Source organism: Streptomyces sp. NPDC054757 (assembly GCF_053612185.1).
In genome coordinates this window covers 1-26,971 of record NZ_JBSHBW010000016.1, presented here as the reverse complement: position 1 = coordinate 26,971, position 26,971 = coordinate 1, and the positions used below count along the sequence as shown (strand labels likewise).

The following is a 26,971-nucleotide window of genomic DNA, read 5'->3' as shown; positions in this document are numbered from 1 at the left end:
ACGGAAGGACCACCCATGGCGTCCCGCCCGCACAGCCGACTGCGCCGCGCCCTGCTCACCGCACTCGTCACCGCGTCGGTGGCCGTGCCGGTCTCGGGTGCGGCCCGCCCCACGGCCGTCCCCGCGCCCGCGCCGACGGCCCTCGGCCCGCTGCGGACCGTCGCCCCCGCGGCCCTCGCCGAGCGGTACGCGACGACGCGCTCAGACATCAGGGCCGCGGGGCAGACGGCCCTGGCCCACGGCGACTTGGGGCGAGCCCGCTCGCTGCGTGCCATGGCGCGGCCGGGCCGCCACTTCCTCTCCTTCGACGGGCGAGACGGCGGGCGCACCGCGGAGGTGTTCGGCGACCTGTCGCGGGCCCGGCGGATCGCCGTACTGGTACCGGGCTCGGACACCGGCATCGACCAGTACAAGCGACTGCTGGACGGGGCGACCGCGCTCCAGCGGCAGTTGGGCGGCGGGGCGGCCGTGGTGGCCTGGCTCGGTTACGCGACTCCGGCCACGGTGAGCACCGATGTGCTGACCACCGGCCGCGCGGACCGGGCCGCCCCCGTACTGCGGCGCTTCGTGCGGGAGTTGGGCGGGGCGGCGCCCGCCGCCCGGATCTCGCTGCTCTGCCACTCGTACGGTTCGGTGGTCTGCGGCCGGGCCGCCCCCGGGCTCGCCGCGGCGGACCTCGTGCTGTACGGCAGCCCCGGGGCGGGACGCGGCAGCGCCGCCGCCCTGCACACCCGGGCCACCGTCTGGGCCGGACGAGGGCGCGGCGACTGGATCGCCGATGTGCCGCATGTACGGATCCCGCTGCCGTTCGTCACTCTCGGGCTCGGCGCCGACCCGGTGGCGGCCGGCTTCGGCGCCCGGGTCTTCGACGCGGGCGGCGGCGGCCACAGTGACTATCTGAAGCCCGGTTCGCTGTCACTGGCGAACCTGGCGCGGATCGTCTCGGGGCAGCCCCCTGCCGGGGAGGCCCGCCATGCGTGAGCTGGTAGGGCGGATCGGGTCCTGGACACCACCGGGCCGCGACCGGGCTGTCGACGCGCTGCGCGCCCTGGCGATTCTCGGTGTGGTGCTCGGCCACTGGCTGGTGACCGCGCTGGTCACCGACAGCGGCACGGTGCACGGAGCGAGCCCACTGCGGTACATGCCCCATCTCGCCCCCGTCTCCTGGCTGTTGCAGACCCTGGCGGTCTTCTTCCTGGTGGGCGGTCAGGTGGGCGCGACGGGGTACGCGAGGGCTCGCGCCCGGGGTGTCACCTACCGGCAGTGGCTCGGGGCCCGGCTGGCGCGGCTGGGCCGGCCGGTGGCCGCGGTGCTGATGGTGTGGGGCGTGGCGGCGGCCGTGATGCTCGTGTCGGGTGTCGGCCCGCAGACCGTGTACGCCCTGCTCAAGCTGGTGCTGTCGCCGCTCTGGTTCCTGCTGGTCCTCGCGGGGCTCACCGCGGCGACCCCGCTGGTCGTCCGGCTGCATCCGCTGTGGCCGGTCGCCGTCGTGCTGCACGTCGACCTGATCCGCTTCGGGCTCGGCGGGCCGTCCTGGCTGGGCTGGATCAATGTGGCGGCGGGCTGGCTCGTCCCGTACTGCCTTGGCGCGGCCCGGTCGCGCGGCGCGCTGGGCGGACGCCGGACGGCGTGGGTGCTGCTGCTGGGCGGCGCTGCGGCCACCGCGGGCCTCGTCCTGGGGGCGGGGTACCCGGCGTCCATGGTCGGGGTCCCCGGCTCCCGGGTGTCCAACCTGGATCCGCCGACTCTCGCCGCCGTCACCTTCGGTCTCGCCCAGTGCGGAGCCGCTCTGCTGCTGCTCGGCCCGTTGCGGCGGGTTCTGGTGCGCCCGGCCGCCTGGGCCGCCGTGGCGCTGGTCAATCTCTCCGCGATGACCGTCTTCCTCTGGCACCAGACCGCGATGATGGCGGTCACCGCTGTCGGTATGCTCACCGGCCGGGCACTGCCGGGCCTGCACACCGTCCCGGACGGCTGGGGGTGGGTGCTCGCCCGGGTGGCCTGGCTGCCGGTGTTCGCGGTGGCGCTGCTGGTGTGCTGGGCGGCGTTCCACACGTACGAGCAGGGGCGGCGCGGACGCGGACACAGCACAGTCGTACGGACCGGGGTGCTCGCCCCGCGGGGGGAGACACAGCATGACCACGTCTGAGGTGGGCCGGGCGGCGCGGCGGGAACCGCCGTGGTGGGGGCGGGCACGGGTGACGGCGGCCCTGCGCCGTGCGCCGGGCGCCCTGCTGCACGATCTGCTGGACCCCGCCGACCCGAGGCCGGCCATGGGGCAGCCCGGATACTCCGCCTGGCGGCCGGCGTTCGTGGTGCTGGTGGTCCTCTGCGCTGCGCTGCTCGCCACCTTGCAGGCGAACAGCCTCACACCGGCCGATGGAGGCGCTCTCCCCGGAGTCACGGCACTGCTCGGTATCGCCGAGGGCGCGCTGCTCGTCGCCGGAGTGTTCCGTCCGGTACCCGCCTGGTGGGCCTCGACGGTCCTGATGGTGGTCACCGCCGCCCTCACCGAACAGGAGACCGGCCCCGGCGTGCCCTATCCGCGTACGGTCCCCGGGATGATCCTGACCGGGGGGATGCTGTTCCTGCTGGCCCTGCGGGTCCGGCCCCGGCGGGCGGGCGGGGCGCTGGTGGTGACCCTGCTCGCCGGGCTGGCCTGTATCGCCTTCGCCACCCGGCCGCACAACTACGACCTCGACCGTACGGCCCCCGCACTGATCGCCGTGGTGGTGGTCGGCTCCTCGCTGCGCGGGCTACGGAAGGCCCGCCGGGAGACCGACGCCCAGGCCGAACTCACCGCCGAGGAGCGGACCCTGCGCACCCTCCTGGAGGAGCGCAACCGGATCGCGCGCGAGCTGCACGACGTCGTGGCGCACCATATGTCGGTCATCTCCATCCAGGCGCAGGTCGCCCCGCACCTGGTGGACAACCCCTCGGACGAGCTGCGGGAGAACCTCGCGGGCATCCGGGAGAACGCGGTGACCGCGCTCACCGAACTCCGCCGGGTCCTGGGCGTGCTGCGCTCCGACGACACATCGGACGACGACCTGCGGCACGCCCCGCAGCCCACCCTCGACCAGCTGGACGCGCTGCTCACCCGGGTACGTACGGCCGGACTCACCGTCACCGCCCGTACCACCGGGGGCCCTTGTGAGCTGCCGCCGGGCGTAAGCCTCACGGCGTTCCGTATCGTGCAGGAAGCGCTCAGCAATGTGCTGCGCCACGCACCCGGAGCGGAGGTACAGGTGGAGATCGTCCACCGGTCGTCCGCCCTCGATGTGCGGGTCACCAACACCGCGCCTGCCGGGGCGCCCGCACCGGCGGCCGTGACGGCCGGCGCCGGTCACGGGCTGCTGGGCATGCGGGAGCGCGCCGCCATGCTGGGCGGCGACTTCGCCAACGGGCCGACCCCCGGCGGCGGGTACGAGGTGGCGGCGATACTTCCCCTGGAGGGGCCCTCATGACCATCCGGGTACTGATCGCCGACGACCAGATGATGGTGCGTCAGGGCTTTACGGTGCTGCTCAACGCCGAGCCGGACATCGAGGTCGTCGGCCAGGCCGTCGACGGTCACGACGCCATCGCCCAGATCGCCGGACTCGCCCCGGACGTCGTCCTGATGGACATCCGGATGCCCGGACTCGGCGGTATCGAGGCGACCCGCCGGATCACCGGGCCCGCCGGTGCGACGGTGCGGGTCCTGGTGCTGACGACCTTCGATCTCGACGAGTACGTGTACGAGGCGCTCCGCGCGGGCGCGGCCGGTTTCCTCCTGAAGGACGCTTCGGCCGATGAACTCGCCCGTGCCGTAAGGGTGGTGGCGGCCGGTGACGCGCTGCTCGCCCCGAACATCACCAAACGGCTCATCGCCGAGTTCTCCCGGGTGACCAGCTCGCCCCGCACCGCGCCGAAGGGGCGGGCCGGCGAGCTGACCGAGCGTGAGACCGAGGTCCTCTCGCTCATCGCCCAGGGGCTGTCCAACGCGGAGATCGCCGGGCAGCTGGTGGTGGCCGAGCAGACCGTGAAGACCCATGTGAGCCGGATCCTGGTCAAGCTGGGCCTGCGCGACCGGACCCAGGCCGCGGTCTTCGCGTACGAGACGGGCCTGGTGCGCCCGGCCGGCTACTGACGCGGCCTCCCGCACGCCCCGCCGCTGCCTCGGACGGAACGCTCAGCCGGGCGCGCTCGTCCGGGCCCGCCCGGGCGGCCCCACAGCCGCCCGGCCCGACCCCCACCACTGGCCCGACCCCCACCACTGCCTCCGCCGGGCCCGCCCCGGCGTACGCGCGGCCGGTCACTCGGCGGGCACCTCCTGGAGCACCCGGGACCCGCCGACCGGCAGGTCCCACAGCTCGTCGCGCGCACGTCCGGCCCGCTCCCACGCCGCGCGGACCCTGGTGAGCGGTTCGAGCACCGGCTCGGCGGAGAGCAGGAAGGCGCCCCAGTGCATCGGCGCCATCCGGCGCGCACCCAGATCCTCGCAGGCCGCCACCGCCTCCTCCGGGTCGGTGTGCACGGGCCCGAGCATCCAGCGCGGTTCGTACGCCCCGATCGGCAGCAGCGCCAGATCGATGCCCGGGTGGCGGTGGCCGATCTCCCCGAACCAGTGGCCGTACCCGGTGTCACCCGCGAAGTACACCCGCCGGCCCCGTTCGTCGGTGAGGACCCAGCCGCCCCAGAGCGAGCGGCAGGTGTCGGTAAGGGTGCGCTTGGACCAGTGGTGGGCAGGCACGAACTCGAACCGGACGCCGCCGGTCTCGGACGACTCCCACCAGTCCAGCTCGGTGACGCGGGTGAAGCGCCGGCGCCGGAACCAGCGGGCCAGTCCGGCCGGGACGAAGAGCGGGGTGTCGCGCGGGAGCCGTTTGACGGTGGGGGCGTCCAGGTGGTCGTAGTGGTTGTGGCTGATGACCACGGCATCGATTTTGGGCAGATCCGCCCAGCGGACCCCGACCGGTGTGACCCGGGCGGGCGTACCGAGGATCCGGCGCGACCAGACCGGATCGGTGAGGACCGTGAGCCCCCCGATGCGCACCACCCAGCTGGCGTGGCCCGCCCAGGTGACGGCGATGGTGGTGGCGTCGGCATCGGGGAGCGGAGCGGGCTCGTAGGGCAGCAGCGGAATGTCGCGCAGCCCCTCGGAGCGCGGCCGTACGGAGCCCTCCCGGGCCAGTCTCGCCATGGCCCTGACACCGGGCAGCGGGGCGGTGAGCCGGTCGGCGAACGACTTGGGCCAGAGCCTGGTCTCACCGGGCGGGCGCAGCAGACCGAGCGGGCGGGGCCTGGGGCGGGTCCGGATGTGCGGCCGGGCCTGTGTCTTCCTCAGGACGGGGGCGGGCTGTGCCCCCTCCCCGTACGCGTTCATGTGCACGGCGGGGGCGGGCGCGGTCCGCTCCACGGCGGGGGCCGGCTGCCCGGCCGGGGACACGGCCCGCTCCCGGGGCTGCGGCCCGGGGCGGGAGCTCTCGGTACGTTCCGTCATCGAAGGGCTCCGTCCGGTGGCGGTGAGTCGTTCGGCGAAGAGTCGTTCGGCGGTGAGTCGTTCGGCGGTGAGTCGCTCATCGCAGCTGCTCCAGGGCCGTCGCGAAGGTGCCCAACGAGCGGGCCACATGGGGCAGTTCGAGTGGCTCCGCCGAGTTGAGGGACTCCAGGCGCTCCGTGGGGGTTGCTCCGGCGAGCGGGCCGGTCGCGAACCTCACCCGCAGCGCGGCCGGGTCGTCGCCGAAGCGGTGGCCCCCGGGCACGGGTGCGCCGATCCGCTCCCCCAGACAGTCCTCCAGCTCCATCGAGTCGGTGACACCGAGGGCCGTGAGACCGGTACGCAGCGGGCCCAGGTCCGCGTAGAGATGGCGTCCGGCCTGCGGGGGCCTGGCGAGCGCGCCCGCGGCGAGGACGGTGCGGTGGGCCGCGGTGCCCAGCCGGGCGTACAGGAGGGCCGCCCGTACCGCACGTTCCCGTACGGCCGCCGGTTCGCCCAGCGCGTGGGCGGCCGCTGCGGCGACCGGTGCGGACACCGCGGCCCCGATGGCCGTGAGGACGTCCAGCGTTCTGGCCCGCCGGGCGGCCCCGTCGGCGGTCGCGGGGAAGCGGGCGACCGCCACCGGCCAGGCCGTGGGGGTCAGGGATCCCGCCAGGTCGGACAGGACGGTCACCTCGTCCGGCCACATCTCGGCGGGACTGAGCAGCACCGTCTCGTCCGGCCGGTGCCGGGTGTCGCGCCAGGTCTCGTCGCTGACCAGGTGCAGCCCTTCGGAGAGCGCGGCCTCGCAGGCCCGGTGGAGCAGTTCGGGCGGAGCGACGGTCGCGGTGGGGTCGTCGGCCACGGAGAGCAGCAGCAGCCGGGGGTCGCCGCCCTCGGCGCGCACTCTGCGTACGGTCTCCAGGAGCGCGTACGGATCGGGCACCCCTCCGCACTCCGCGGGGGTGGGCACCGGGTAGGCGGACCGCCCGACGAGACGTGCCTGCGGCAGCCACCAGGCGGGGCACGGGCGGGGCAGCATGAGGTCGCCGCCGTCCGCCGCGAGGAGCGCGAGGAGCAGCGACTGGGCACCGCCCGCGGCGACCGTGTCGGCCGGCGTGCAGTCCAGCCCCCGGCGGCTCCAGTATCCGGCGGCCGCCGCCCGCAGCGCGGTCCCGCCGCCCAGCGGCTCGGGTTCCGCGCGCGGAGCGGCGCCGGTGAAGGTGTCGGCCAGCTCGGTGAGCACCGGCAGTCCGGGGCCGGGGGCGGGCGGCCCGTAGCGGACCGGGCCTCGGCTCTCCGGAACCGTCCGCTGCATACCCGCACCTCCGCTGTCACCGGCCCCCCAGAGACCTTTATACGTAGCTTTGCCCGGCCGGGCGACCGTGGCCGCCGGGGTCTCCGGGGGCTCTCCGGGCGGCGGGGCCTCCGTCCGGACGAGGCCGGGCGGTGGCCACGCGACGTGCGAGGGCGCGCCGGGGGCCGTGCGGCGGCGCGCCGGGGTGGTGCAGGCATCGACCCGGCCGGACGGGGTACGACGATCGGTCAGCAGAGCCCCCGCACCGGGCCGTCCGCCGCACGGGCGACGTGCCGGACGTGCAGCGATCACCGAGAGGGTTGATTTCCATGGCATCCGCCGTCCCCCGCATCGGCCCGGTCCGCCTCGAACGGCTCACGGGCTGGCTCGGGGCCCGGGACCAGGCCCTGTTCCGGTCCGCGGCTGCCCGGCACTGGCCGGCCGCGGCCCCGGTCCTGCCCCGGCTGAGCCGCAGCGCCAACCACGGTCTGCTCTGGTTCGGCGCCGCCGCCGGAATCGCCGCGGTGGGCCGCTCCACCCGGGCCCGGCGGGCCGCACTGCGCGGGGTGACCTCGCTGGCCGTGGCGTCGGCGGTCGCCAACACGGTGGCCAAGGGCTCGGTCCGCCGGTCCAGACCGATACTGGACGCCGTGCCCGTGGTGAGGCAGCTCAAGCGGCAGCCGGTCACCACGTCCTTCCCGTCCGGCCACGCGGCTTCGGCCGCCGCGTTCGCGACGGGTGTCGCCCTGGAGTCGAAGGGCTGGGGCGCGGTGGTCGCGCCCCTCGCCTTCAGCGTCGCCGCATCCCGGGTCTACACGGGCGTGCACTATCCGAGCGATGTGGTGATCGGGGCGGCGCTCGGGGTGGGGGCCGCGTTCGCGGTGCGGGGTCTCGTACCGACGCGCGACCAGCTGCCCGCCCCCGGCCGCCCGCACACCGAGGCGCCTGTGCTGCCCGGCGGCGAGGATCTCGTGGTGGTGGTCAACAAGGCGTCGGGGTCGGCCGCGGCCAAGTCGTCCCTGGTCAGGGATGCGCTGCCGCTCGCGGATGTCGTGGAGTGCGAGCCGGACGACCTGGTGGCGACCCTGGAGAAGGCCGCGCGGAACTGCCGGGCCCTGGGCATCTGTGGCGGCGACGGCACGGTCAACAGGGCGGCCGTGGTGGCGGCCAGGCACGGGGTACCGCTGGCGGTCTTCCCCGGCGGGACGCTGAACCACTTCGCGTACGACATCGGGATCGAGGAGGTCCACGACACCTGCCGGGCACTGGCCTCGGGCGACGCGGTCAAGGTCGACCTGGGCCGCTTCTCGCCGGGTCCCGACGGGCCCGGCGGCGAGCCCGGCCACTTCCTCAACACCTTCAGCCTGGGCTCCTATCCGGAGCTGGTGCGGATCAGGGAGCGCTGGTCGCCGAAGATCGGCGGCTGGCCCGCCGGGGTGCTGGCGGCGGCCCGGGTGCTCAGCTCGCAGCGGCCGCTCCAGGCCGACTTCCAGGGCGAGCGGCGGACCCTCTGGATGCTGTTCGCGGGCAACGGCATGTACCAGCAGATGGGTCCGACCCCCGGCCGCCGTTTCGATCTGGCGGACGGCCTGCTCGATGTCCGGGTGGTGCACGGCGGCCGCCTTCCGGGGCTGCGGCTGCTGGCGGCGGCGCTCGCCGGGCCGCTGTCCCGCTCCCCCGTCCACGCGGCGGAGCGGCTGCGCCGGGTCCGGGTCGCCGGACTCACCCCCGGCACACCGCTCGCCTTCGACGGTGAGATCACCGAAGCGCCGCCCTCGCTCTGGATCGACAAGGACGACGAGGCGCTCACGGTGTACCGTCCGCTGCCGCTCTAGCCGCGTCCGTCACATCGAGATAGACCTGGTCGGCCTCCGGCCAGGTCTTCTCGATGGAGGCCCTGATCCGCATCGAGATCAGCTCCACATGCTCGCTCTCCAGCCCCGGCACCAGGTCGACCCGGGCGGCCACCAGCGTCGACTCCATCCCCAGACGCATGGTCAGCAGCGAGGACACCTGGTCGATCTCGGGCTGAGCGGCAAGCATCTCCTCGATACCGGCGCGCAGGTCCGGGTCGGCGGCCTCCCCGATGAGCTGGTCACGGGCGTCCTTGCCGAGCCGGTAGGCGACATAGCCGAGCAGCGCCCCGATGGCGATCGAGGCCGATGCCTCCCAGGCGATCTGCCCGGTCGCCATGTGCAGGCCCATCCCCGCCATGGCGAGCAGCACACCGATGACGGCGGTGCCGTCCTCGGCGATCACGGTCCGCAGCGCGGGATCCTTGCCGATGCCGTCTCCGGACTGGCCGCGCACCTGGAGGAGGGCGCGCGCCAGTGAGGTGCCCTCGGCGATCAGCGCCACGCCCAGCACCACGAGCCCCACGATGTATCCGCCGGTGGACTCCTGCTCCCCGCCGCCGCGCAACGCCTCGACGCCCTGCCATACGGAGAAGCAGCCGCCCATGACGAAGATGCCGACGGCGGCGAGCAGCGCCCAGAAGAAGCGTTCCTTGCCGTAGCCGAAGGGGTGCTGGGGGTCCGCGGGGCGTTTGCTCCGCCGGAGCGCGAAGAGCAGGAACACCTCGTTGAGGCTGTCGGCGACCGAGTGAGCTGCCTCGGAGAGCAGGGCCGGGGATCCGGCGAAGACCCCGCCGACCGCCTTGGCCACGGCGATGACGAGGTTGGCGGCGAGCGCCACCAGTACCGTCACCTTGGTCTTCTGGTCGGACGTCTCTTCCGTACCGCTGTCCGGCGCTTCACTCATGCGGTCCCCCGTATGTCGTTCCTGCGGTGTCCTGGCGGGCCGGAGGTCCCGGTCGGCCAGGGGTGCGTCACTGCTTCCATGAACCGCCGGGTACCCGCTCCGGCCCGTGGAAGTCCGCGGCCCCCGACCGGACTGCCGGAGTACGGCGTCTACCGGCCGGGGGCCGCGGAATCGGCCACTCAGGCGCCCCCGCCCGGCCTGATCACGGCCTTCTCCACCAGCAGCCGGGCGCCCGCCGCGATGCTCGGGGCGTCGATCCCGGCCGCGGCCAGCTGCTCCTGCGGCGAGGCCGATCCCGGCATGTTGCCGACCGCGAGCCGGACCAGCCGGGGCACCGGCCTGCCGTCCGCGAACGCCTCGGCGACCGCGTCCCCCAGACCGCCCTCGGGGTGATGGTCCTCGACGGTGACCAGACAGCCCGTCTGGTCCGCCGCCGTCCGCAGGGTCCCGGCGTCCACGGGCTTGACCGAGTAGAGGTCGATCACCCGCACCGCGATGCCCTCCCGGGCCAGGATGTCGGCCGCCTCCAGGCACTCGTGGAGCGTCTGGCCCGCCCCGATCAGGGTCAGCTCGTCGCTCGCACCGGAGCGCAGGACCTTGCTGCCGCCGATCGGGAACTCCTCGTCGGGCCCGTAGATGACCGGGGTCTCCCCGCGGTTGGTCCGCAGATAGCGGATGCCGTGGGCGTCAGCCATCTCCGCCACGAGCCGGGCCGTCTGGTTGGCATCGCTCGGGTACAGGACGGTGCTGCCGTGCACGGACCGGAACATCGCCAGGTCCTCCACCCCCATCTGGGAGGGGCCGTCCTCGCCGATCGCGGTACCGACATGGGAGCCCACGACGTTGATGTCGGCCCTGCCGATCGCCGCCATCCGGAAGAAGTCGTGCGCCCGGGTGAGGAACGAGGCGAAGCTGCACGCGAACGGGGTGTAGCCGCGCGCCTGCATGCCGACCGCGCCCGCCGCCAGCTGCTGTTCGGCGATGTAGCACTCGAAGTACCGCTCGGGGTGCTTCTTCGAGAAGAACTCGGCGCGGGTCGAGTCGCCGACCTCGCCGTCCAGTACGACGACATCGCCGCGCGCCGTGCCGAGTGCGGTGACCGCCTCGCCGAACGCGTTGCGGGTCGCGACCTCGTCGCCCTTCTCGTAGCGCGGCAGTACGAGATCGCCGCTGCCGGTGATCCGCCGCGGCTGGGCGTCGGCGGGCTTGTGCACATCGACCCGGGCGGTCCGGCGGCCGCCCAGCTCGTCGACGGCCGCTGCGGCGTCCGGCAGGGGTTTGCCGTGCTTGCCCTCCTGGTCCTCGACGGCGGCCACCCCGCGCCCCTTGCGGGTGCCCGCGATGATCGCGGTGGGCCGGTCCGTGACACCGCGCACCTCCTCGTACGCGGCGTCCACGGCAGCGATGTCGTGACCGTCGATCTCGACCGTGTGCCAGCCGAAGGCGCGCAGCCTGCGCCCGTACGCCGCCAGGTCCCTGCCGTGCCGGGTGGGCCCGCGCTGTCCGAGCCGGTTGACGTCGACGATCAGCGTCAGATTGCCCAGGCCCTCGAACCCGGCGTGCTCGGCCGCCTCCCAGACGGAGCCCTCGGCCATCTCGCTGTCGCCGCTCAGCACCCAGACCCGGTAGTCCACCCGCTCCAGGCACTTCCCGGCGAGCGCCATCCCCACGCCTACCGGCAGCCCCTGTCCCAGCGAACCGGTGGCCACGTCCACCCACGGGATGCGCGGTGTCGGGTGGCCCTCAAGACGGCTGCCCTCCTTGCGGAAGGTCAGCAGCTCGTCGTCGTCGATGGCGCCCGCCGCGAGATACATGGCGTACAGGAGCGGTGTGGCGTGGCCCTTGGAGAGGACGAAGCGGTCGTTGCCCGGGTGGTCGGGCCGGTCGAAGTCGTAGCGCAGATGCCTGGCGAGCAGTACGGCGGCCAGATCCGCCGCGGACATCGACGAGGTGGGGTGCCCGGAGCCCGCCGCGTCGGCGGCGCGCACCGCGTCCACGCGGAGTTGCTGGGCCAGTTCGAAGAGTTCTGCGTTCTGATCCGTGCTCATTGCTGTTCCCTTCCCGCGACCGGGCCTTCAGCGGGGCCGGCGGTGCGGTGTCGAGCGGGCCCGCTCCTGGAGTGGGCGGCCCGGCTGCTCAGCCTGTCCCGGTCGCACAGCACCGCGTACCCGGTCCGGCGCGACGCGCACATGTTTCCCCGGTGTGGCGGCACCCACATACCAGTATGCGAGATACGAATCTCACCATACGGCGAAACCCTCTACGGTGGGTCCACCACATCGGACGAGTTCGACGTCGGACAGGAGTCCCGCCATGCCGGAAGAGACAGCCGTATACACCCACGGCCACCACGAGTCGGTGCTGCGTTCGCACACCTGGCGTACCGCCGCCAACTCCGCGGCCTATCTGGTGGACGAGCTCAAGCCCCATATGCGGATCCTGGACATCGGCTGCGGCCCCGGCACCATCACCGCCGACCTGGCGGCGCTGGTGCCCGACGGCAGTGTCACGGGTGTGGACAGGGCGCCCGAAATCCTGGAGCAGGCACGCGCGCTGGCGGCCGAACGCGGTCTGGCCAACACGGACTTCGCGGTCGCGGACGTGCATGCGCTGGAATATCCGGACGACACCTTCTGTGTGGTCCACGCCCATCAGGTGCTCCAGCATGTGGGCGACCCGGTGCAGGCGCTGCGGGAGATGCGCCGGGTCACCAAACCCGGCGGCATCGTCGCGGTGCGCGAGAGCGACTACGGGGCGTTCACCTGGTACCCGGAGTCACCGGTGATGGACGACTGGCTGGACCTGTACCACCGGGTCACCCGGGGCAACGGCGCCGAACCGGACGCCGGGCGGCGGCTGTTCTCCTGGGCGCGGCAGGCCGGCTTCACGGACATCAGGCCGACGGCCACCAACTGGGTCTTCGCCAACGAGGAGGAGCGGGCCTGGTGGAGCGGGCTGTGGGCGGACCGTACGGTCCAGTCGGTCTACGCGCGGCAGGCGGTCGACGGCGGCCACGCGACCCGGGAACAGCTGACGGCGATCGCGGACGCCTGGCGCGAGTGGGGCGCGCAGCAGGACGGCTGGTTCCTGGTGCCGCACGGCGAAGTCCTCTGCCGGGTCTGAGCGGCGGGACAGGGGGAGGGCACGGCGACCGGCCCTCCCGCCCCCGTTCCCACGTCAACTAGGCTGCTCCGCATGGAGATCCTGGGCACTACCTTGCGTATCTGCGTCGCCGACCTCGAAGCCTCGGTGTTCTTCTACGAACGCCTCACGGGCGCCAAGGCGCTGCGCTTCGAGCGCGCCGGTGTATCCGTCGCCGCGGTCGGCTTCTTCCTCCTGATGAGCGGCCCCGAGTCGGAGCTGGAGATTCTGCGCAAGGTGACGGCGACCATCGCGGTACGGGATGTGGACGAGGCGCTCACCACGCTGAACGAGATCGGCGCACAGGTCATCGCGGGGCCGGTACCGACCCCGGTGGGCCGCAATCTGATCGCGGTCCACCCCGACGGGTCGGTCTTCGAGTACGTGGACCGGAACGGAAGCGGCGGCGAGGCCGGGGCCGGTCCCGCCGCCTGAGCACCGGGGCAGCGGGCGCCAGCCTCCCGCGCCCCCGTCAGCTCTGCGGCCGCATCCGGTACTCGTACATCTCCGGCAGCGGATCGTCCGTGAGGGCCGCCCAGACCTCGTTGAGGATCTCGGCGCCCTCCCGGATGTCCGCCACCTCGAAGCCCTTGTCGAACACCGCACGTGCCGCCCCGATGTCCCCTTCCGCCAGCAGCAGTTGCGCGTCGATCAGCCGGAACCGGCCCCGCGCCCGGGTCTCCTGGTCCAGTCGGCCCCAGACACTCCGGGCGTCGGCGGTGCGCCCGGCCGCGAGCAGCGCGTCGATGGCCTCGCGCCCCAGGGCGGCGGTCACCGCCGTCCAGCCCGCCCCGTTCCGGCGTTCCTCGCAGAGATCGTCGAAGGCCTCGGCGTACCGGTCGGCGGCCCGCCCGTCGTGGCCGTCGCACCGGTCGGCGACGGCGAGACAGCGCAGCAACGGCCAGCGGGAGGGCGCGAGTTCGAGACCGCGCTCCCAGCTGCGCACCGCCTGGGCCCGGTCGCCGCCGTGCCACTGCGCGACCCCCAGGTGGTACTCGGTCAGCGGTTCGGCGCGGGCCGTCTCCAGCATGTCCCGCCAGTGCCTGGACACCAGCGAGGGTCCTGGCGGGGTGACCCTGCGCGGAGCCGGGAACGCACCGGAGCGGTACAGCTCCAGCCACGGCTGCTGGTCGTCACCGAGCGCCGAAGCGTAGTACGGGGTGCCCGGCAGCTTGTATCCGCCGCGCAGCACTTCGAGCGCACCCCAGCCGGATCCGGTGGCGAGCATCTCGTGCGGCTCGCGGTCCATACAGCCGCGCCACGCCCCGTAGGCGGTCTCGACCGCGGCCCGGGGCAGCGCGGCTTCGAGCCGGGACTCCGCCTCGCCGCGGGCCGCGTCCCAGTCGTCGCCGTGCACGGCCGATGCGTCGGCGGTGAGCGGCCCGTAAGCCTCCAGCCAGCTGAACTCGGCGCCTGCCTCCAGGCGTACGTGTTCCAGCTGGGTGCGGGCGAGACCCGCCTGGATCTCCGCGTACCCTCCGGTGCCCGGTTCGGTCAGCCACTGCTGCCAGCGCCGTCCGCCGGTGCCAGAGCCCCAGAGGAAGAGCTTGCGGCCGCGCAGCTGGTCGGTGGAGGTCTGGACGAGCCCCCGGCCCTCCTCGTCCAGCGAGGCGACCCACTTCCTCGCCTCCGGCGGGACCTCGTAGAAGTAGTCCGCCGGGTACTCGCTGCGCAGCGGGTACGTACGGTCGGCGCCGTTCCAGCCGGGTACCGGGACGCGGCGCAGGCTGCGCTCGTAGCCGAAGTGCCAGGCCTCGTCGGCGGGGGCGAGGACCCGGGTGGTGGGGCTCTCGGGCACGGCGATGTTGGACCACCAGTAGGTGGGCACCGGCTGCTCGTGCGGGTTGCGGATCCGGACCCCGACGTACAGGAAGTCGGAGCCGTCGGGCAGCCAGAGGTCCACCTGGAAGGGCAGGTCGCGCAGCCGCTCCCACTCCCAGAGCCGGAGCATCTCGCCGCCGTCGGGCGCGGTCACCAGCGCGGCGTGCAGCGGGGCGCAGCTGAGCGTGGTGTGCCCGGTCGCCCCGATGTTCCACTCGATACCGCCGGAGAACCAGGCGCCGTTCAGCGCGAAGTCGGCGGGCTGGAGCACCGGGTTGCGGTAGAGCAGCTCCCGTCCGGACGGCTTGTGGAAGAGGGAGTGGATCCGGCCGCCGAGACCGGGCAGCACGGTGGCACGCAGCCGGTCGTTCTCGATCACGATCGTGTCGATTCCGGCGGGGGTGCGCTCCCTGTCGTACCCGTCGCGTACACGCACCGGCAGCACGCTGGTCAGCGGCTCGTATCCGATCTGGCGGGCCATGTCGTGCGGGAGATCGGCCCGCCCCTCCGCGTCCACGGTGTGCGTCTCGTCGAGCGGGCGCAGCGCCGGAAGCGGGTTCTCCGGCCCCAACGGGGCGGTGGGCAGCGTCATTACGGCACGTCGCACGGTCGTGGCCAAGGCAACCTCACTCGCTCGTGGGAGCAGCCGTCCGCCCGGCCCCCCTGATGACCATGGAACACCGGCGGGGCCGGTCTGACCAGGGGTTACCGCGAGCCGATTTGCCCGAACGCCGCTCGGGAACCCGCGAACAATCCGGTACCCGGGATCCGGCCCAGCCCGTAACCTGCACCGGGAACGGCGTACGAACGAGATGAGGGCGGACGAGATGGCCGAGCAGCACACCTACCGGGTCATTGTGCGGGGCACCTGGGAGGGGCTGACGGACGACTCGCGGGCCCGGCTGCTCGCCGAGGTGGACGAACACGGCCTGCCCCAGATGCACTTCACCGAGGAGGGCTCCCTCACCTACGACAAGGTGCTGAAACACTTCTCGTTCCGCTATGTGGTCGCGTCGGACGCGGCGGACGGCGAGGAGATGGCGGGCGCCATCGCGGAGGACCGGGCCGAGACCGCGCTGAAGGAGCTGGGGCACGGCTTCGGCCCGCTGCGCTCGACCGTGACGGATATGGACACCATGAAGATCAACCGCAGGGGCCGCTGACCTGCGGCACCCCGGTCCTCAGCGGGCCGTCATCTCCGCGGTGAATGCCCAGCGTTCATGGTCCCGCCAGGCTCCGTCGATGAAGAGGAAGTCCGGTGAGTACCCCTCAAGACGGAACCCGGCACGGCGGATCAGCGCCAGCGACGCCTCGTTGGCCGGCTGGATGTTGACCTCAAGACGGTGCAGGCCGAGCGGGCCGAAGGCGTACTGCATCACCAGGCGCAGCCCCTCCCCCATCAGCCCCCGCCCCGCGGAGTGCGCGAACGCGCCGTATCCGAGCGCCCCGCTGCGGAAGGCGCCCTGGACGATGTTGTTGATGTTGATGAACCCGGCGATGCGTCCGGGGGTGTCGCCCGCGTGTTCGCAGACCAGGAAACCGGCCCTGGCCGGGTCCTCGATCAGCCGGCGCGCGTACACGAGGTAGCTCTCCGGGTCGGCGGGCGGGGCGAGCCAGGGATGGTGCAGCTCCCTGCTCTCCCGTACCAGCCCGGTGAACTCCCCGGCGTCCTCGTACGAGAAGTGGCGTACGCCCACACGGGGGCCCGAGGCGAGATATGCGGTCGTGTCTGGCATCGGGCCAGATTAGACCGCGGGGGCGCGTGCCGCGGAGGGGTGTTCCGGCGCGCGCTCCCCGGCGTCCAGGACCAGGGCCGGAACGTCCAGGGTGAGGGTGCCCGCCCCGGCGTCCAGGACGGCGGGCACGCCGAGCGGCATGGTCTGCGCGGTGGAGCAGTGGCCGAAGCCGAACTCCTCCACCACCGGGACGCCCAGTGTGCCGAGCCGGTCCAGCAGCACCGCCCGCACCTCGTCGTCCGGGGTGCACTCCTCCCAGGAGCCGAGGGCGATACCGGCGACCCCCTCCAGGAGGCCCGAGCGGAGCAGCTGGGTGAGGATCCGGTCGATGCGGTAGCCCTCCTCCCCGATGTCCTCGATCAGCAGCAGCCCGCCGCGCCCGGTGGGGCGGGCGTACGGGGTGCCGAGTTCGGCGGCGAGCAGTGAGAGGCAGCCCCCGAAGGTGATGCCCGCCGCCCGGCCGGGCACCAGGGTGCGGGCCGTGCCGAGGCCGAGCGTGCGGACCGTTTCGGGCTCGAAGAGGGTGGCGCGCAGGGACTCCTGGGTCGCGGTGTTCTCGATGAAGCTGAGGGCGGCGGTCATCGGACCGTGCAGCGTCGAGAGTCCCATCCGCACGGCGAACGCCTCGTGCAGCGCGGTGACATCGCTGTACCCGACGAACACCTTGGGCCCGGCCGCGCGCATCGCCGCCCAGTCCAGCAGATCGGTCATGCGCTGCGCGCCGTAGCCGCCGCGTGCGCAGAGGACCGCGGAGATCCCCGGGTCGCACCAGGCCGTCTGCAGATCGCGGGCGCGCGCCTCGTCGGCGCCCGCGAGATACCGGAACCGCGGGTGCCGGTCCAGCACATGGGGCATCACCACCGGTTCCAGGCCCCAGCCGCGGAGGATGCCGAGACCGGCCGTGAGCCGGTCCTCCGGGACGGGCCCGCTGGGCGACACGACGGCGACCCTGGCCCCCGGCCGGAGCCGGGCCGGCCGGGTCAGCGGGGTCAGGGCGGGCGCCGGACGGGCCGTCATGTGTGCAGCTCAAGGACGGGGAGGTCGGGCCGGTCGATGCCGAAGGTCTGTACGTACAAGGAGAGTTCGGCCTCCAGTGCGCGGACCATGGTGTCGGCCCTGCGGAAACCGTGTCCCTCGCCCTCGAACGTCAGATAGGCGTGCGGGACGCCCCGGCCCGCCATCCGCTCCAGGAACCGTTCGCACTGCACCGGCGGGCAGATCACGTCGTCCAGCCCCTGGAGCAGCAGGAACGGCGCCGACACCCGGTCGGCGTGCTGTGCGGGCGAGCGGTCACGGTAGCGGTCGGGGACCTCGGCGAACGGCCCGATGAGGGTCTCCAGGTACTGGGACTCGAAGTCGTGGGTGCCGTCGTCGGATGCCCAGTCGGTCAGATCGAGGATGGGGTACATGACCGTGCCGCAGGCGTAGACGCCGGACGACGCAAGCGACGCCAGTGAGGCCGCCGACGTCCAGCCGCCCGCGCTGCCGCCGCGGATCGCCAGCCTGGACCGGTCGGCCACGCCTTCGTCGGCGAGCGCACCGGCGACGGCCGCGCAGTCCTCCACATCCACGACGCCCCACTGCTCACGCAGCCGGTTGCGGTACTCCCGTCCGTAGCCGGTCGATCCGCCGTAGTTCACCTCCGCCACACCGATGCCCCGCGAAGTGAAGTAGGCGATCTCCAGGTCGAGTACGAGCGGTGCACGGCTGGTGGGGCCGCCGTGCGCCCAGATCACGAAGGGCGGCAGTTCCCCGTCGGGCGCGGTCCGGTCGGGGCTGTGCGGCGGATGGACATGGGCGTGGATCTCCCGGCCGCCGGGCCCGGTGAACGTACGGCTCTGCGGCTCGGGGTAGTAGGCGGGGTCCACCGCGTCCCGGTGCGGTGAGCCGATGACGCGGGTGTGGCCGCTGCTGGTGTCGAGCTCCACGATCTCGAACGAGCTGCGCGCGCCGGCCGCCAGACCGACCACCCGGCTGTCGCGCGCGGAGAGCGTCGAGGCCCACTCGGTCCAGGGGCCCGGTGCGTCGACGAGTTCGCCGTTCTCCGGGTCGAGCACCCCGAGCGCGGTGTCGCCCGCGCCGTGCACGACGGCGATCAGCCCGCTGTCCAGAGGCTCGAACCACTTCTGGCCGATCTTCCAGAGCGGCCCGCCGAACTCCTCGTCGCGCGGACAGAGCGCGACCGCAGCGCCGTCCTGGTCCGCCCGGTAGAGGTTCCACCAGCCGGTGCGGTCGGAGGCGAACAGCAGCCGCCCGTCGGCCGCCCAGTCCACCTGTGCGACGGACTCGTCCGGCCCTCCTGCGATACGCCGGGCCCCCTCGAAGAGGCCGCCTTCGGTGACGTCGGCGACCATGGCGTCGTTGCCGTCCCACGGCATCCGCGGATGGTCCCAGCCGAGCCACGCGACACGGCGCCCGTCCGGCGAGAGACGGGCACCGGTGACGAACCGGTGGCCTCCGCCGGAGAGTTCACGGACGGCCGCGCGGTCATCGGCGGCCGAGCCGTCCAGCGGTACGGCCGCGATGACCCGCCGTACATCGGTGGGCGACTCGCCGGTGAACTCCTCCATGACGCACCAGGCTTCGCCGCAGCCGGGATGGATCACCGGGTCCACCCAGCGCAGTCCGCCGCCCACGACGGAGACCGGGGTGAGCGGCCTCGGCTCCGCCGCGCCGCCCCGCGCGTCCGGCTCGTACGCGTAGAGCCGCTGGTCGGCGAAGTGGACGAAGACCACGAGCGGCCCGCCCGACGACCGCAGCGCCCCGGCCCAGGGCTGTCCGCCGTACTCGATGACCCGGCTGCGGACGTTCCACGGGGCGGGCAGGGCCGTCTCCTCACTGCCGTCCGCCCGCCGCCGCACCAGTGCGCGCCTGCCGCCCTCGGCGGGGCGCGGCGCGGTCCACCACACCTCGTCGCCGACCGTGCCGATGAACTCGGGACGGCCGTCCTGCGACGCCGCGACTGCGGCGTCGATCGGCGAAGGCCATGTGCCGTAGGCCCCGGTGGTTGCCATGCTGCCAACTCCCCTATGCGGTACGCAGATAGTGATCGAGCACCCGGGCGCCAAAGTGCAGCGCGTCCACCGGCACCCGCTCGTCGACCCCGTGGAACAGGGCCTGGTAGTCGAAGCCGGGAGGCAGCCTCAGCGGCGAGAAGCCGTACCCGGTGATTCCCAGTCGGGAGAACTGCTTGGCGTCCGTGCCCCCCGACATGCAGTAGGGCACCACATGCCCCTCCGGTGCGAACCTCTCGATCGCCGCGCGCAGTTTCGCGTACGTCGGCGAGTCCACCGGTGCTTCGAGCGCGACCTCGCCGTGGTCGAACTCCCAGTCGACGTCCGGCCCGGTGAGGCGGTCCATGGTCGAGCGGAACTCGTCCTCGCCGCCGGGCAGCATCCGTCCGTCGACATACGCCGTCGCGTGCCCGGGGATGACATTGACCTTGTAACCGGCTGTCAGCATCGTCGGGTTGGCGCTGTTGCGGACGGTCGGCTCGACCAGCGCGGCCGCCGGGCCGAGCTTCGAGAGCAGCGCGTCCACGTCGAAGTCCGGGGCCGCGGTGTCCGTTTCGATGCCGTGCAGAGCGGCGATCTCGGTGAGCGCGGCGCGCACGGTCGGCGTGAGCCGTACCGGCCACTGGTGTTCGCCGATACGGGCGATGGCGGCGGCGAGCCTGCTGACCGCGTTCTGCCGGTTGACCTTCGAGCCGTGGCCCGCCTTGCCGTGCGCCGTGAGCCGCAGCCAGGCGGTGCCGCGCTCACCGGCCGCGATGGGGTAGACAGGCAGGTCCGGACCGGCGTGGAAGGTGAAGGCACCGGACTCGCTGATGCCCTCGGTGCAGCCGTCGAAGAGCCCGGGGTGCTGGTCGGCGAGGAAGCCCGAGCCGTCGTCGGCGCTCGCCTCCTCGTCGGCCGTGTAGGCGATGACGATGTCACGCCGGGGGCGCACGCCCTGGCGCGCCCAGGCCCGCACCACCGCGAGCACCATCGCGTCCATGTTCTTCATGTCGATCGCGCCGCGGCCCCAGACCACCCCGTCGCGGATCTCCCCGGAGAACGGGTGCACGGACCAGTCGTCCGGTTCGGCGGGCACCACGTCGAGATGGCCGTGGACCAGCAGCGCGTCCGCCGACGGGTCGGTGCCGGGAATCCTGGCGACCACGTTGGTACGCCCCGGGGTGCGCTCCAGAAGCGTCGGCTCGATCCCCGCACCGGCCAGCCGCTCGGCGACGTACTCGGCGGCGGGCCGCTCCCGGCAGTCACCGCCGCCCCGGTTGGTCGTGTCGATCCGAATCAGCTCCGAGGTGAATGCCACCGCCTCGTCGAGCGCCCGTGCGTCCAGCTGCTCCGGTCCCACCGGATTCACGTCAGCCATACTGTTCCTCCACCGCGGACGAGACGAGGGTCGTCACCGCCTTGAAGGTCCGAATGCCCTCATACATCGTCGCGCTGGTGTACGCGACACGCCGCTCAGCCGTCCTGCGTACCCCCGGTACGACGGTCGCGGCGCCGACCAGATGCTCCGCGTCGAACTCCAGCTCCACCGTGAAGGACTGCCCGGTCACGGGTGCGTGGCGCACGGCGAGCGCGGTGGCGTCGGCCGCGGCGGTACGGATGTCGGATGCCGTACGGGCGGGGGTGCGGCAGACCGCCGCGTACCGCGAGACATGGTCCTTCACCGCCACGGTACGGGCCCGGGGCGCGTACCCCAGCGCGTCGGCGCAGGCGAGGTCGTCACCGGTGACGAGCACCACCGGGACTCCGTACTCCGCGACCACATGGGCGTTGAGAAGGCCCTCGCTCGCCCGTACGCCGTTGAGCCAGACGCCGGTGATCGAGTTGGCCAGATAGGTGTGGGCGAGCACGCCCTCCATACCGGCGCCCGTGTGGTAGCCGACGAAGGCGATCCCGTCCACGTCGCCGTGCTGGACGCCCTCCACCATGGAGAGCGACTTATGACGACCCGTGAGCATCTGGACCCGCTCGTCGAGCCGCTCGATGAGCAGATTACGCATGGACCAGTGGGCTTCGTTGATGAGCACCTCGTCGGCGCCACCGTCGAAGAAACCGAGAGCGGCCGCGTTCACGTCCGACGTGAACAGCGACCGGCAGCGCTCCCACTGCGCACTGCCGGGGAGCACGTCGCCGGGCCAGGTCACACCCGTCGCGCCCTCCATGTCGGCGCTGATGAGGATCTTCATGCGGATGACGCTACCTGCCGACGAATACGCTGGCCAGGCACCGCACACCTATCACAGGTCCATACCACTGACGCCGATTCTGAGTCGGCGAGTATCCAAGCCCTCGGGCCTCCGCACACGGAAAACCCCTCGCGCCTGATGACTGCACAGGAGAAGCGTCATCGCGCGAGGGGTTCACCTACAGGGTTCAGCAGTAGGGCGGAATGCTACCGACGTTGTCGACGTACCGCGCCGAGACGAAGTTCCCCTTGGCGGTCTTGTACCAGAGGATGTTTCCGCCCACGTTCTGGCCGCGGACCTTGCACACGATCGGGATGATCGAGTGGTACGAGTACGAGCCGACGACCCGGTAGTGCTGGCTGGGGCCACTGCGCACCAGCACGCCTGTCCTGGCGATCACGCGGCCCTTGTAGTGGGTCCACGCCGCCGCAGTCGACTGGCCCTTGGCGGCCGGGCCGCTGCTCTCACCGGCGAGAGCCGGACCGGCGGCGACTCCGACGGCCAGCGCACCGGCTGTCAGTGCCATGACGAGCTTGCTGGTCTTGGGCTTGGGGAACAAGTGTTGCCTCCGCGAGATCACAGACCGATGGGGTAGATGCGTGAGACGCCGCCCCCGCCATACGCCGATGTGAACGGCACACTGTTCGCACATCCTCCAGCGAACGGCCCAGGGGCAAAACGGATCGCCTCAGCCCGAGCAAGCTACTGCGGCCTCCACGCCGGCCCGCCCTTACGCGGTGCGACACACAGGGCGTTCTCCTGAATGGGCGCATGCGTCCGTTCTCCGGGCCGGCCGGACCTGCCGGGAACCCAGAGGTCTACTCCACTGAAGGACCGGCCGACGGCGGGTTGGTCTGGATCAGCTAACTTTCCGGGATCCGGCACCGCCACGGTCCGCCATGGGAATACCGGATCACATCAACTCTTCCTCCCGGGACCACTGATGGCGACTGCTCTGTTCGCGCCGTACTCTCGGCGGCCGGCGGTGGTCGCCGCGCAGATCCTGCTGGTGGCCGCCGCGTACTACGGATCGGCCCGCCTCGGTCTGCTCAGGGAGGTGGTCGTCGACGGTGCCGTGGTCACACCGCTCTGGCTGCCCACCGGCGTCGCGCTCAGCGCCCTGCTCTACATGGGGCTGCGCGTCTGGCCCGGTATCGCCATCGGCGCGCTCTTCTCCATCGCCACGGTCGGCGCGACCCTCACCCCGCCGGGCGCCACCATCTCGGCAGGCAACACCCTGGCTCCCGTCTTCGCGTTCCTCATGCTGCGCCGGGTGGGATTCCGCCCCGAGCTGGACCGTCTGCGGGACGGTGTGACGCTGGTCTTCCTGGGCGCCGCGGTGGCGATGCTGGTCAGCGCCTCCATCGGCTGCGGCACGCTGGCGGTGACCGGCAAGCTGCCCCTCCGCGACTTCTGGCCGGTCTGGCTGGCGTGGTGGGCCGGTGACGCCATGGGAGTGCTCGTCGCCACCCCGGTCCTGCTCGTCCTGCGCCGGATCAGGCTCCCCCGGGCCACCGACCGCTGGCCCGAGGCCACGGCGCTGGCCCTCGCCTCGGTGGTGGTCACCCTGCTGGCCACCCGGTCCACGCTCACCCTGCTCTTTCTTGTCTTTCCGCTGCTCATCTGGGCCGCGCTCCGCTTCGAGCTGTCCGGCAGCGCCCCCTGTGCCTGTCTGGCCTCGGTGCTCGCCGTCCTCGCAGCGACCGAGTACATCGGCCCCTTCGAGGGCCGGACCCTGTTCGAGGCGACGCTCAACGTCGCCGTGTTCAACGCTTCGGTGTCGCTGACGGCGCTGCTGCTGGCCGCGATCGTCACGGAGCAGAAGAACATCCGCAGCAAGATCGAGCTGGCCTGTCTGGAACTGGCCGACCTGGTCGAGCAGCTCGCCCCCGGGCAGGTGGACCTCCTGCCACCGCCCGGCGACCTGCCACCGTCCGGCGACCTGCCATCGCCCGGCGGCGGGCCCGGCCGCTGATCCGCCGGCCGGGCTCCGTACCCCCGCGGCGCCTCAGGAGGTCCCGGCGAGCACGAACCAGCGCGCCGGCAGATCGATCCGGGTGCCGTCCGGCAGATGCTCGGTCTGGGCCAGTGCGGTATCACCGCTCGCCAGGATCGTCAGCCCCGCACCGCGGAGGAGCCCGGGTACCTCTTCCTCGGACGCGTCGGCCGGCTTGAGGCCGTTCTGGATGACCCTGCGCAGCTTCTCGGGCGGCCCTCCGGGGCCTTCGGCCACCTTCTGCAGCAGTTCCTTCGAAGCGGGCGTCAGCTCCGCGACGAAGGCCCGCCCCCGCTCGCCGACGAGTGCCGCGATGGCTGCGGCGACGGCCGGGCGCGCCTCGGGTTCGCTCTGGTGGATGACGGCCCGCATGTAGACATTGGTGTCACCGATCCGCCGGCCCAGCTCCCGTACCGCCTCCGTGTCCACCAGGTCGAGCTGGGAGAACTCGGCCACTCCCGCACTGTCCGCCCGCCGCGCGTGACGGATCGCGGCGTGCGAGAGGTCCACGCCGAGTGCGCGGGCGAAGACGGTGGACAGATAGCGGGTCTGAGTGCCGTTTCCGCAGCCGAGGTCCACGACCGGGAGCGACGTGTCGGCGTACGGCAGCAGCAGCTCGGTGTGCGGTACGGCGGTGAGCGACGGGTCCGAGTCCCAGATCGCCTCGCCCGGGGCTTCCGACGTGGCCGACCAGAACCCCTCCCACGCCTCGCGGTACTGCGGCGACACATACATAGGTACTCCTGCGTCCATTGCGCCCCTCGGTGCTCTGCCGGAGAACGACCGCCGTTCTCCGTGGATACGGGCAAGACCGCGGGCAGGCTCAGACGCCCACGGCCGCCGGTGTCACCCGCTGTCCGCTCCGGGGCCCGCCGCCCCGGTCGGCCAGCGCCTGTTCGAACCAGACGGTCTTGCCGTGTGCGGTGGAGCTGGTGCCCCACTCCCGGGCGAGGCTGCTCACCACCAGCAGCCCGCGGCCCGACTCGTCGTCACCGGACGGGCCGAGCAGCACGGCGGGCGCCGGTTCGTCGTCGCTGACCTCGCAGAGCAGGGCGGCCGTCCTGACCAGCCGCAGCCCGATCTCGCGCACCCGGCCGTGTCTGACGGCGTTGGTGACCAGCTCACTGACCATCAGCCCCGCGGGCTCCACCGCGTCCGGCAGCCCCCAGTCGAGCAGCTGCCCGCGGACCAGCCGCCGGGCCCGCGCCACCTCACGGGGATCGAGGGCGAGCCGCCACTGCGCGACGTCATCGGCGGGGATCCCGTTCACCCTGGCCATCAGCAGCGCCACGTCGTCCTTGCGGCCGCCGTCCGGGTTCAGCGCGCGGATGATCGTGTCGCAGGCGTCGTCCATGGAGGCGGCGGGGTGCGCGGCCGACGCGCAGAGCGCGGCGAGCCCGGCCCCGATGTCCTGGCCGCGCACCTCGACCAGACCGTCGGTGCAGAGGATCAGCCGGTCGCCGGGGCCCACCCGTACGGTCGCTGTCTCGAAGGCGACACCCCCGACACCGATGGGCGCACCCGTCGGCAGGGAGAGCAGCTCGGCCCGGCCGTCGGCTGCGCGGACCAGGACCGGCGGGATATGCCCGGCGTTGGCGATCTGCAGTTCGGAGCTGATCGGGTCGTACACGGCGTACAGACAGGTCGCCAGATACTGCTCACCGAGCCGCTGTGCCAGGTCGTCCAGGTTGCGCAGCAGCTGGGCCGGGGGCATCTCCATGGTGGCCATGGTGAGGACGGCGGTGCGCAACTGACCCATCATGGCTGCCGAGTTGAGCCCGTGTCCCATGACGTCGCCGACGACGAGGGCGGTCCGGGAGCCGGGCAGCTTCACCGAGTCGAACCAGTCGCCGCCGACCCGGCCGAGCCGGGCGCCCGGCAGATAGCGGGTCGCGATGTCGCAGCCCGCCATACGGGGTTCGACCTTGGGCAGCATGCTGTCCTGGAGGGTCTCGGCGACGTTCTCCTGGTACGTGTACATCCGGGCGTTGTCGAGGACGAGCCCGGCGCGGGCGGCGAGTTCGGCGCCGGTGGTGCGGTCCATGTCGTCGAAGGGCTCCCTGCCGGGCCGCCGCATCAGCACCATGAAGCCGAGTACCACGTCGCGGGCCTTCAACGGCACGATCAGCAGCGAGCGGTGGGTGATCAGCGGCCGCAGGTCACGTTTCTCGAACTCGCCCGAGATCCGGTTGCTCAGCTCTTCGTCCACATACCGGACGAGAACGGGCTCGCCGGTGACCATGCACTGGAAGAACGGCGTGTGCTCGGGGAACGCGATGGCCTCGCCCACCGGCACGGTGTCGTCCCAGCGGCCCGTTTCGTCGTTGTGCTCGACCCACACCCGGTGCCAGACGGTGGTGACGTCGGGCGGCCCGTCGGGGAATCCCTCGCCCGCGAGCACGGCGGCGCGCAGATGGGTGCCCGCGAAGTCGGTGAAGCGCGGAACGGCGGCGCTGGTCACCTCACGGATGGTGCGTTCCAGGTCGAGGGAGGAACCGATGCGCCCGCTGGCCTCGTTGAGGAACTCAAGCCGCTCGCGTACCGCCGCATACTCCAGGTCGAGTTCAGGGCGGGGCGGGGTACGGGCCGCGTGGAGGTCGTCGCCGGTCCTGAGGGACTCACGGCCGGGCCGACCGGGCGGGGTGTACCGCGGCACCCCCCAGTCCGGGGTGACGGGAACCTGCTCGTGGTGACTGAACTCCAGTACGGGATAGCCCAGTTCAAGGACCTGGGAGACGATCCCGGTCGCCTCCTGGACGCTCATGTTCGGCAGGATCTCGGGGAGCCGCCCGGCCAGTTCGCGGTAGCCGGGGAAGTCGGTGTGGAGCGCGAAGCCGGGGGCTATGGTCCCGGGGGCGCCGCTCTCGTCGCCGTCCGCAAGCTGTGCGGCGTCGGCCGCGAGGACGAGGAGCCGCTCGGGGCCGGGCCCGGCCAGCGGGTACGCCCACCAGAGCACATCGATACGGCCGCGCCGCGGCTCGTCGAGACGGGCCCGGCCCGATGACGGGTAGGCGACGATCCCGCCGGCCGAGATGTCGTCGAGCTCCGGGCCGAGATCGGCGTACGTCCCGTCGGGCCCACGCTCCCCTTCGCTGCGCAACGCCCCGGACACCGGCAGCAGTTCGCCCGCGGCGCAGCCGACCGCTTCCTGGCGCGAGACACCGAAGAGCCGTCGGGCCCCCGTTGACCAGTGCGAGACCAGCCCTCCGGCGTCGACGACCGCCACGGCGAGCGGCACACGGCCCGCCGCGGCGTCCCGCGGCCGGTCCGCCCTCGGTGGCGGCACACCAACGTCCATGGGTGGAAGGCTCCTTCCCGGCCGCGACGCTCTGCGGTACGTGACACCACCGTACGGCCCGTGCCCGGGTCCCGGGGGGTCATCGGCGGAATCGGCCCCACGGGTGGTGCGCCCGGCGTACGCGGGGGCGCACCACCCATGGGGCCCGTCCGTGCGGACCGGTACTCGCGGAAGCTCCTATAGATCGTCAAGCAGCTTGGGTTAGCTGTTCGGTGGTGATCTGGGGGTGGGGCAGGTGTCGGTAGACCTCGCGGGCGACGAACC

22 protein-coding genes are annotated in these 26,971 nt (G+C 72.7%); 9 read left to right on the top strand and 13 right to left on the bottom strand.

The genetic code is table 11. The features are described from left to right. The first annotated feature begins 15 nt into the window (after positions 1–15). The 4 genes from ACWGKJ_RS19745 to ACWGKJ_RS19730 are packed head-to-tail and all read left to right on the top strand — an operon-like array spanning position 16 to position 4,129. The gene (locus tag ACWGKJ_RS19745) at positions 16–981 is read left to right on the top strand and encodes an alpha/beta hydrolase (protein WP_385018966.1); all 966 of its coding nucleotides are present in this window, start codon (positions 16–18) and stop codon (positions 979–981) included. Next, positions 974–2,146 carry an acyltransferase family protein gene (locus ACWGKJ_RS19740; RefSeq protein ID WP_385018964.1) on the top strand — a complete coding sequence of 391 codons (1,173 nt, stop codon included), beginning with the start codon at positions 974–976 and terminating at the stop codon, positions 2,144–2,146. Before ACWGKJ_RS19745 ends, ACWGKJ_RS19740 begins: the two co-directional genes overlap by 8 nt. Beyond that, positions 2,133–3,464 (top strand): sensor histidine kinase, encoded by a 1,332-nt coding sequence (locus tag ACWGKJ_RS19735; RefSeq protein WP_385018962.1) that lies wholly within the window; start codon positions 2,133–2,135, stop codon positions 3,462–3,464. Before ACWGKJ_RS19740 ends, ACWGKJ_RS19735 begins: the two co-directional genes overlap by 14 nt. Beyond that, positions 3,461–4,129 carry a response regulator gene (locus ACWGKJ_RS19730; RefSeq protein ID WP_385018960.1) on the top strand — a complete coding sequence of 223 codons (669 nt, stop codon included), beginning with the start codon at positions 3,461–3,463 and terminating at the stop codon, positions 4,127–4,129. Before ACWGKJ_RS19735 ends, ACWGKJ_RS19730 begins: the two co-directional genes overlap by 4 nt. 165 nt (positions 4,130–4,294) lie before the next feature. On the opposite strand, the gene ACWGKJ_RS19725 is transcribed toward ACWGKJ_RS19730, so the two are convergent. Next, a complete protein-coding gene (locus tag ACWGKJ_RS19725) occupies positions 4,295–5,365 on the bottom strand; it encodes an MBL fold metallo-hydrolase (RefSeq protein WP_385019086.1) in 1,071 nt (356 codons plus the stop codon). 193 nt (positions 5,366–5,558) lie between these two features. Further along, positions 5,559–6,776 carry an aminotransferase class I/II-fold pyridoxal phosphate-dependent enzyme gene (locus ACWGKJ_RS19720; protein WP_385018958.1) on the bottom strand — a complete coding sequence of 406 codons (1,218 nt, stop codon included), beginning with the start codon at positions 6,774–6,776 and terminating at the stop codon, positions 5,559–5,561. 308 nt (positions 6,777–7,084) lie between these two features. Between ACWGKJ_RS19720 and ACWGKJ_RS19715 the strand changes: the two genes are divergently transcribed. Next, positions 7,085–8,590: a bifunctional phosphatase PAP2/diacylglycerol kinase family protein gene (locus tag ACWGKJ_RS19715; protein ID WP_385018956.1), complete on the top strand. Its 1,506-nt coding sequence runs from the start codon at positions 7,085–7,087 to the stop codon at positions 8,588–8,590. Here the strand turns inward: ACWGKJ_RS19715 and ACWGKJ_RS19710 are convergent. After that, positions 8,562–9,515 carry a cation diffusion facilitator family transporter gene (locus ACWGKJ_RS19710; protein WP_385018954.1) on the bottom strand — a complete coding sequence of 318 codons (954 nt, stop codon included), beginning with the start codon at positions 9,513–9,515 and terminating at the stop codon, positions 8,562–8,564. The two genes, ACWGKJ_RS19715 and ACWGKJ_RS19710, sit on opposite strands and share 29 nt — an antisense overlap. Before the next feature lie 179 nt (positions 9,516–9,694). Beyond that, entirely contained in the window at positions 9,695–11,563 is a 1,869-nt protein-coding gene (locus tag ACWGKJ_RS19705; RefSeq protein ID WP_385018952.1) for a transketolase, read from the bottom strand. Between the two features lie 265 nt (positions 11,564–11,828). Between ACWGKJ_RS19705 and ACWGKJ_RS19700 the strand changes: the two genes are divergently transcribed. Together ACWGKJ_RS19700 and ACWGKJ_RS19695 are read left to right on the top strand one after the other, a co-directional pair. Then, positions 11,829–12,638 (top strand): methyltransferase domain-containing protein, encoded by an 810-nt coding sequence (locus ACWGKJ_RS19700; RefSeq protein ID WP_385018950.1) that lies wholly within the window; start codon positions 11,829–11,831, stop codon positions 12,636–12,638. A 72-nt stretch (positions 12,639–12,710) separates the two neighbouring features. Next, positions 12,711–13,091, top strand: coding sequence for a VOC family protein (locus ACWGKJ_RS19695; RefSeq protein WP_385018948.1), 381 nt, complete (start codon positions 12,711–12,713; stop codon positions 13,089–13,091). 37 nt (positions 13,092–13,128) lie between these two features. Here ACWGKJ_RS19695 and ACWGKJ_RS19690 read toward each other — a convergent pair whose 3' ends face one another. After that, complete coding sequence (locus ACWGKJ_RS19690; RefSeq protein WP_385018946.1) at positions 13,129–15,069, bottom strand: DUF5107 domain-containing protein; 1,941 nt, start codon at positions 15,067–15,069, stop codon at positions 13,129–13,131. Between the two features lie 235 nt (positions 15,070–15,304). Here ACWGKJ_RS19690 and ACWGKJ_RS19685 point away from each other — a divergent pair, with 235 nt between their 5' ends. Next, complete coding sequence (locus tag ACWGKJ_RS19685; RefSeq protein WP_385019084.1) at positions 15,305–15,640, top strand: DUF6204 family protein; 336 nt, start codon at positions 15,305–15,307, stop codon at positions 15,638–15,640. Between the two features lie 18 nt (positions 15,641–15,658). On the opposite strand, the gene ACWGKJ_RS19680 is transcribed toward ACWGKJ_RS19685, so the two are convergent. The 6 genes from ACWGKJ_RS19680 to ACWGKJ_RS19655 form a co-directional block, all read right to left on the bottom strand. Then, complete coding sequence (locus ACWGKJ_RS19680) at positions 15,659–16,213, bottom strand: GNAT family N-acetyltransferase (protein ID WP_385018944.1); 555 nt, start codon at positions 16,211–16,213, stop codon at positions 15,659–15,661. Positions 16,214–16,222: 9 nt separating this feature from the next. Beyond that, a complete protein-coding gene (locus ACWGKJ_RS19675) occupies positions 16,223–17,230 on the bottom strand; it encodes a S66 peptidase family protein (protein ID WP_385018942.1) in 1,008 nt (335 codons plus the stop codon). Next, positions 17,227–19,227: a S9 family peptidase gene (locus tag ACWGKJ_RS19670; RefSeq protein ID WP_385018940.1), complete on the bottom strand. Its 2,001-nt coding sequence runs from the start codon at positions 19,225–19,227 to the stop codon at positions 17,227–17,229. The genes ACWGKJ_RS19675 and ACWGKJ_RS19670 overlap by 4 nt, the downstream gene beginning before the upstream one ends. A gap of 13 nt (positions 19,228–19,240) precedes the next feature. Then, entirely contained in the window at positions 19,241–20,587 is a 1,347-nt protein-coding gene (locus ACWGKJ_RS19665) for a M20/M25/M40 family metallo-hydrolase (protein ID WP_385018938.1), read from the bottom strand. Continuing rightward, on the bottom strand, positions 20,580–21,413 hold the full coding sequence (locus ACWGKJ_RS19660) for a M55 family metallopeptidase (protein ID WP_385018936.1): 834 nt from the start codon (positions 21,411–21,413) through the stop codon (positions 20,580–20,582). Before ACWGKJ_RS19660 ends, ACWGKJ_RS19665 begins: the two co-directional genes overlap by 8 nt. A gap of 187 nt (positions 21,414–21,600) precedes the next feature. Next, positions 21,601–21,972, bottom strand: coding sequence for an SH3 domain-containing protein (locus tag ACWGKJ_RS19655; protein WP_385018934.1), 372 nt, complete (start codon positions 21,970–21,972; stop codon positions 21,601–21,603). A 384-nt stretch (positions 21,973–22,356) separates the two neighbouring features. On the opposite strand from ACWGKJ_RS19655, the gene ACWGKJ_RS19650 reads away from it, so the two are divergent. Further along, on the top strand, positions 22,357–23,388 hold the full coding sequence (locus ACWGKJ_RS19650) for an MASE1 domain-containing protein (RefSeq protein WP_385018932.1): 1,032 nt from the start codon (positions 22,357–22,359) through the stop codon (positions 23,386–23,388). A gap of 33 nt (positions 23,389–23,421) precedes the next feature. Here ACWGKJ_RS19650 and ACWGKJ_RS19645 read toward each other — a convergent pair whose 3' ends face one another. After that, on the bottom strand, positions 23,422–24,144 hold the full coding sequence (locus ACWGKJ_RS19645; RefSeq protein ID WP_385018930.1) for a class I SAM-dependent methyltransferase: 723 nt from the start codon (positions 24,142–24,144) through the stop codon (positions 23,422–23,424). Between the two features lie 88 nt (positions 24,145–24,232). Continuing rightward, a complete protein-coding gene (locus ACWGKJ_RS19640) occupies positions 24,233–26,707 on the bottom strand; it encodes an ATP-binding SpoIIE family protein phosphatase (protein ID WP_385018929.1) in 2,475 nt (824 codons plus the stop codon). Positions 26,708–26,971: the final 264 nt, after the last annotated feature.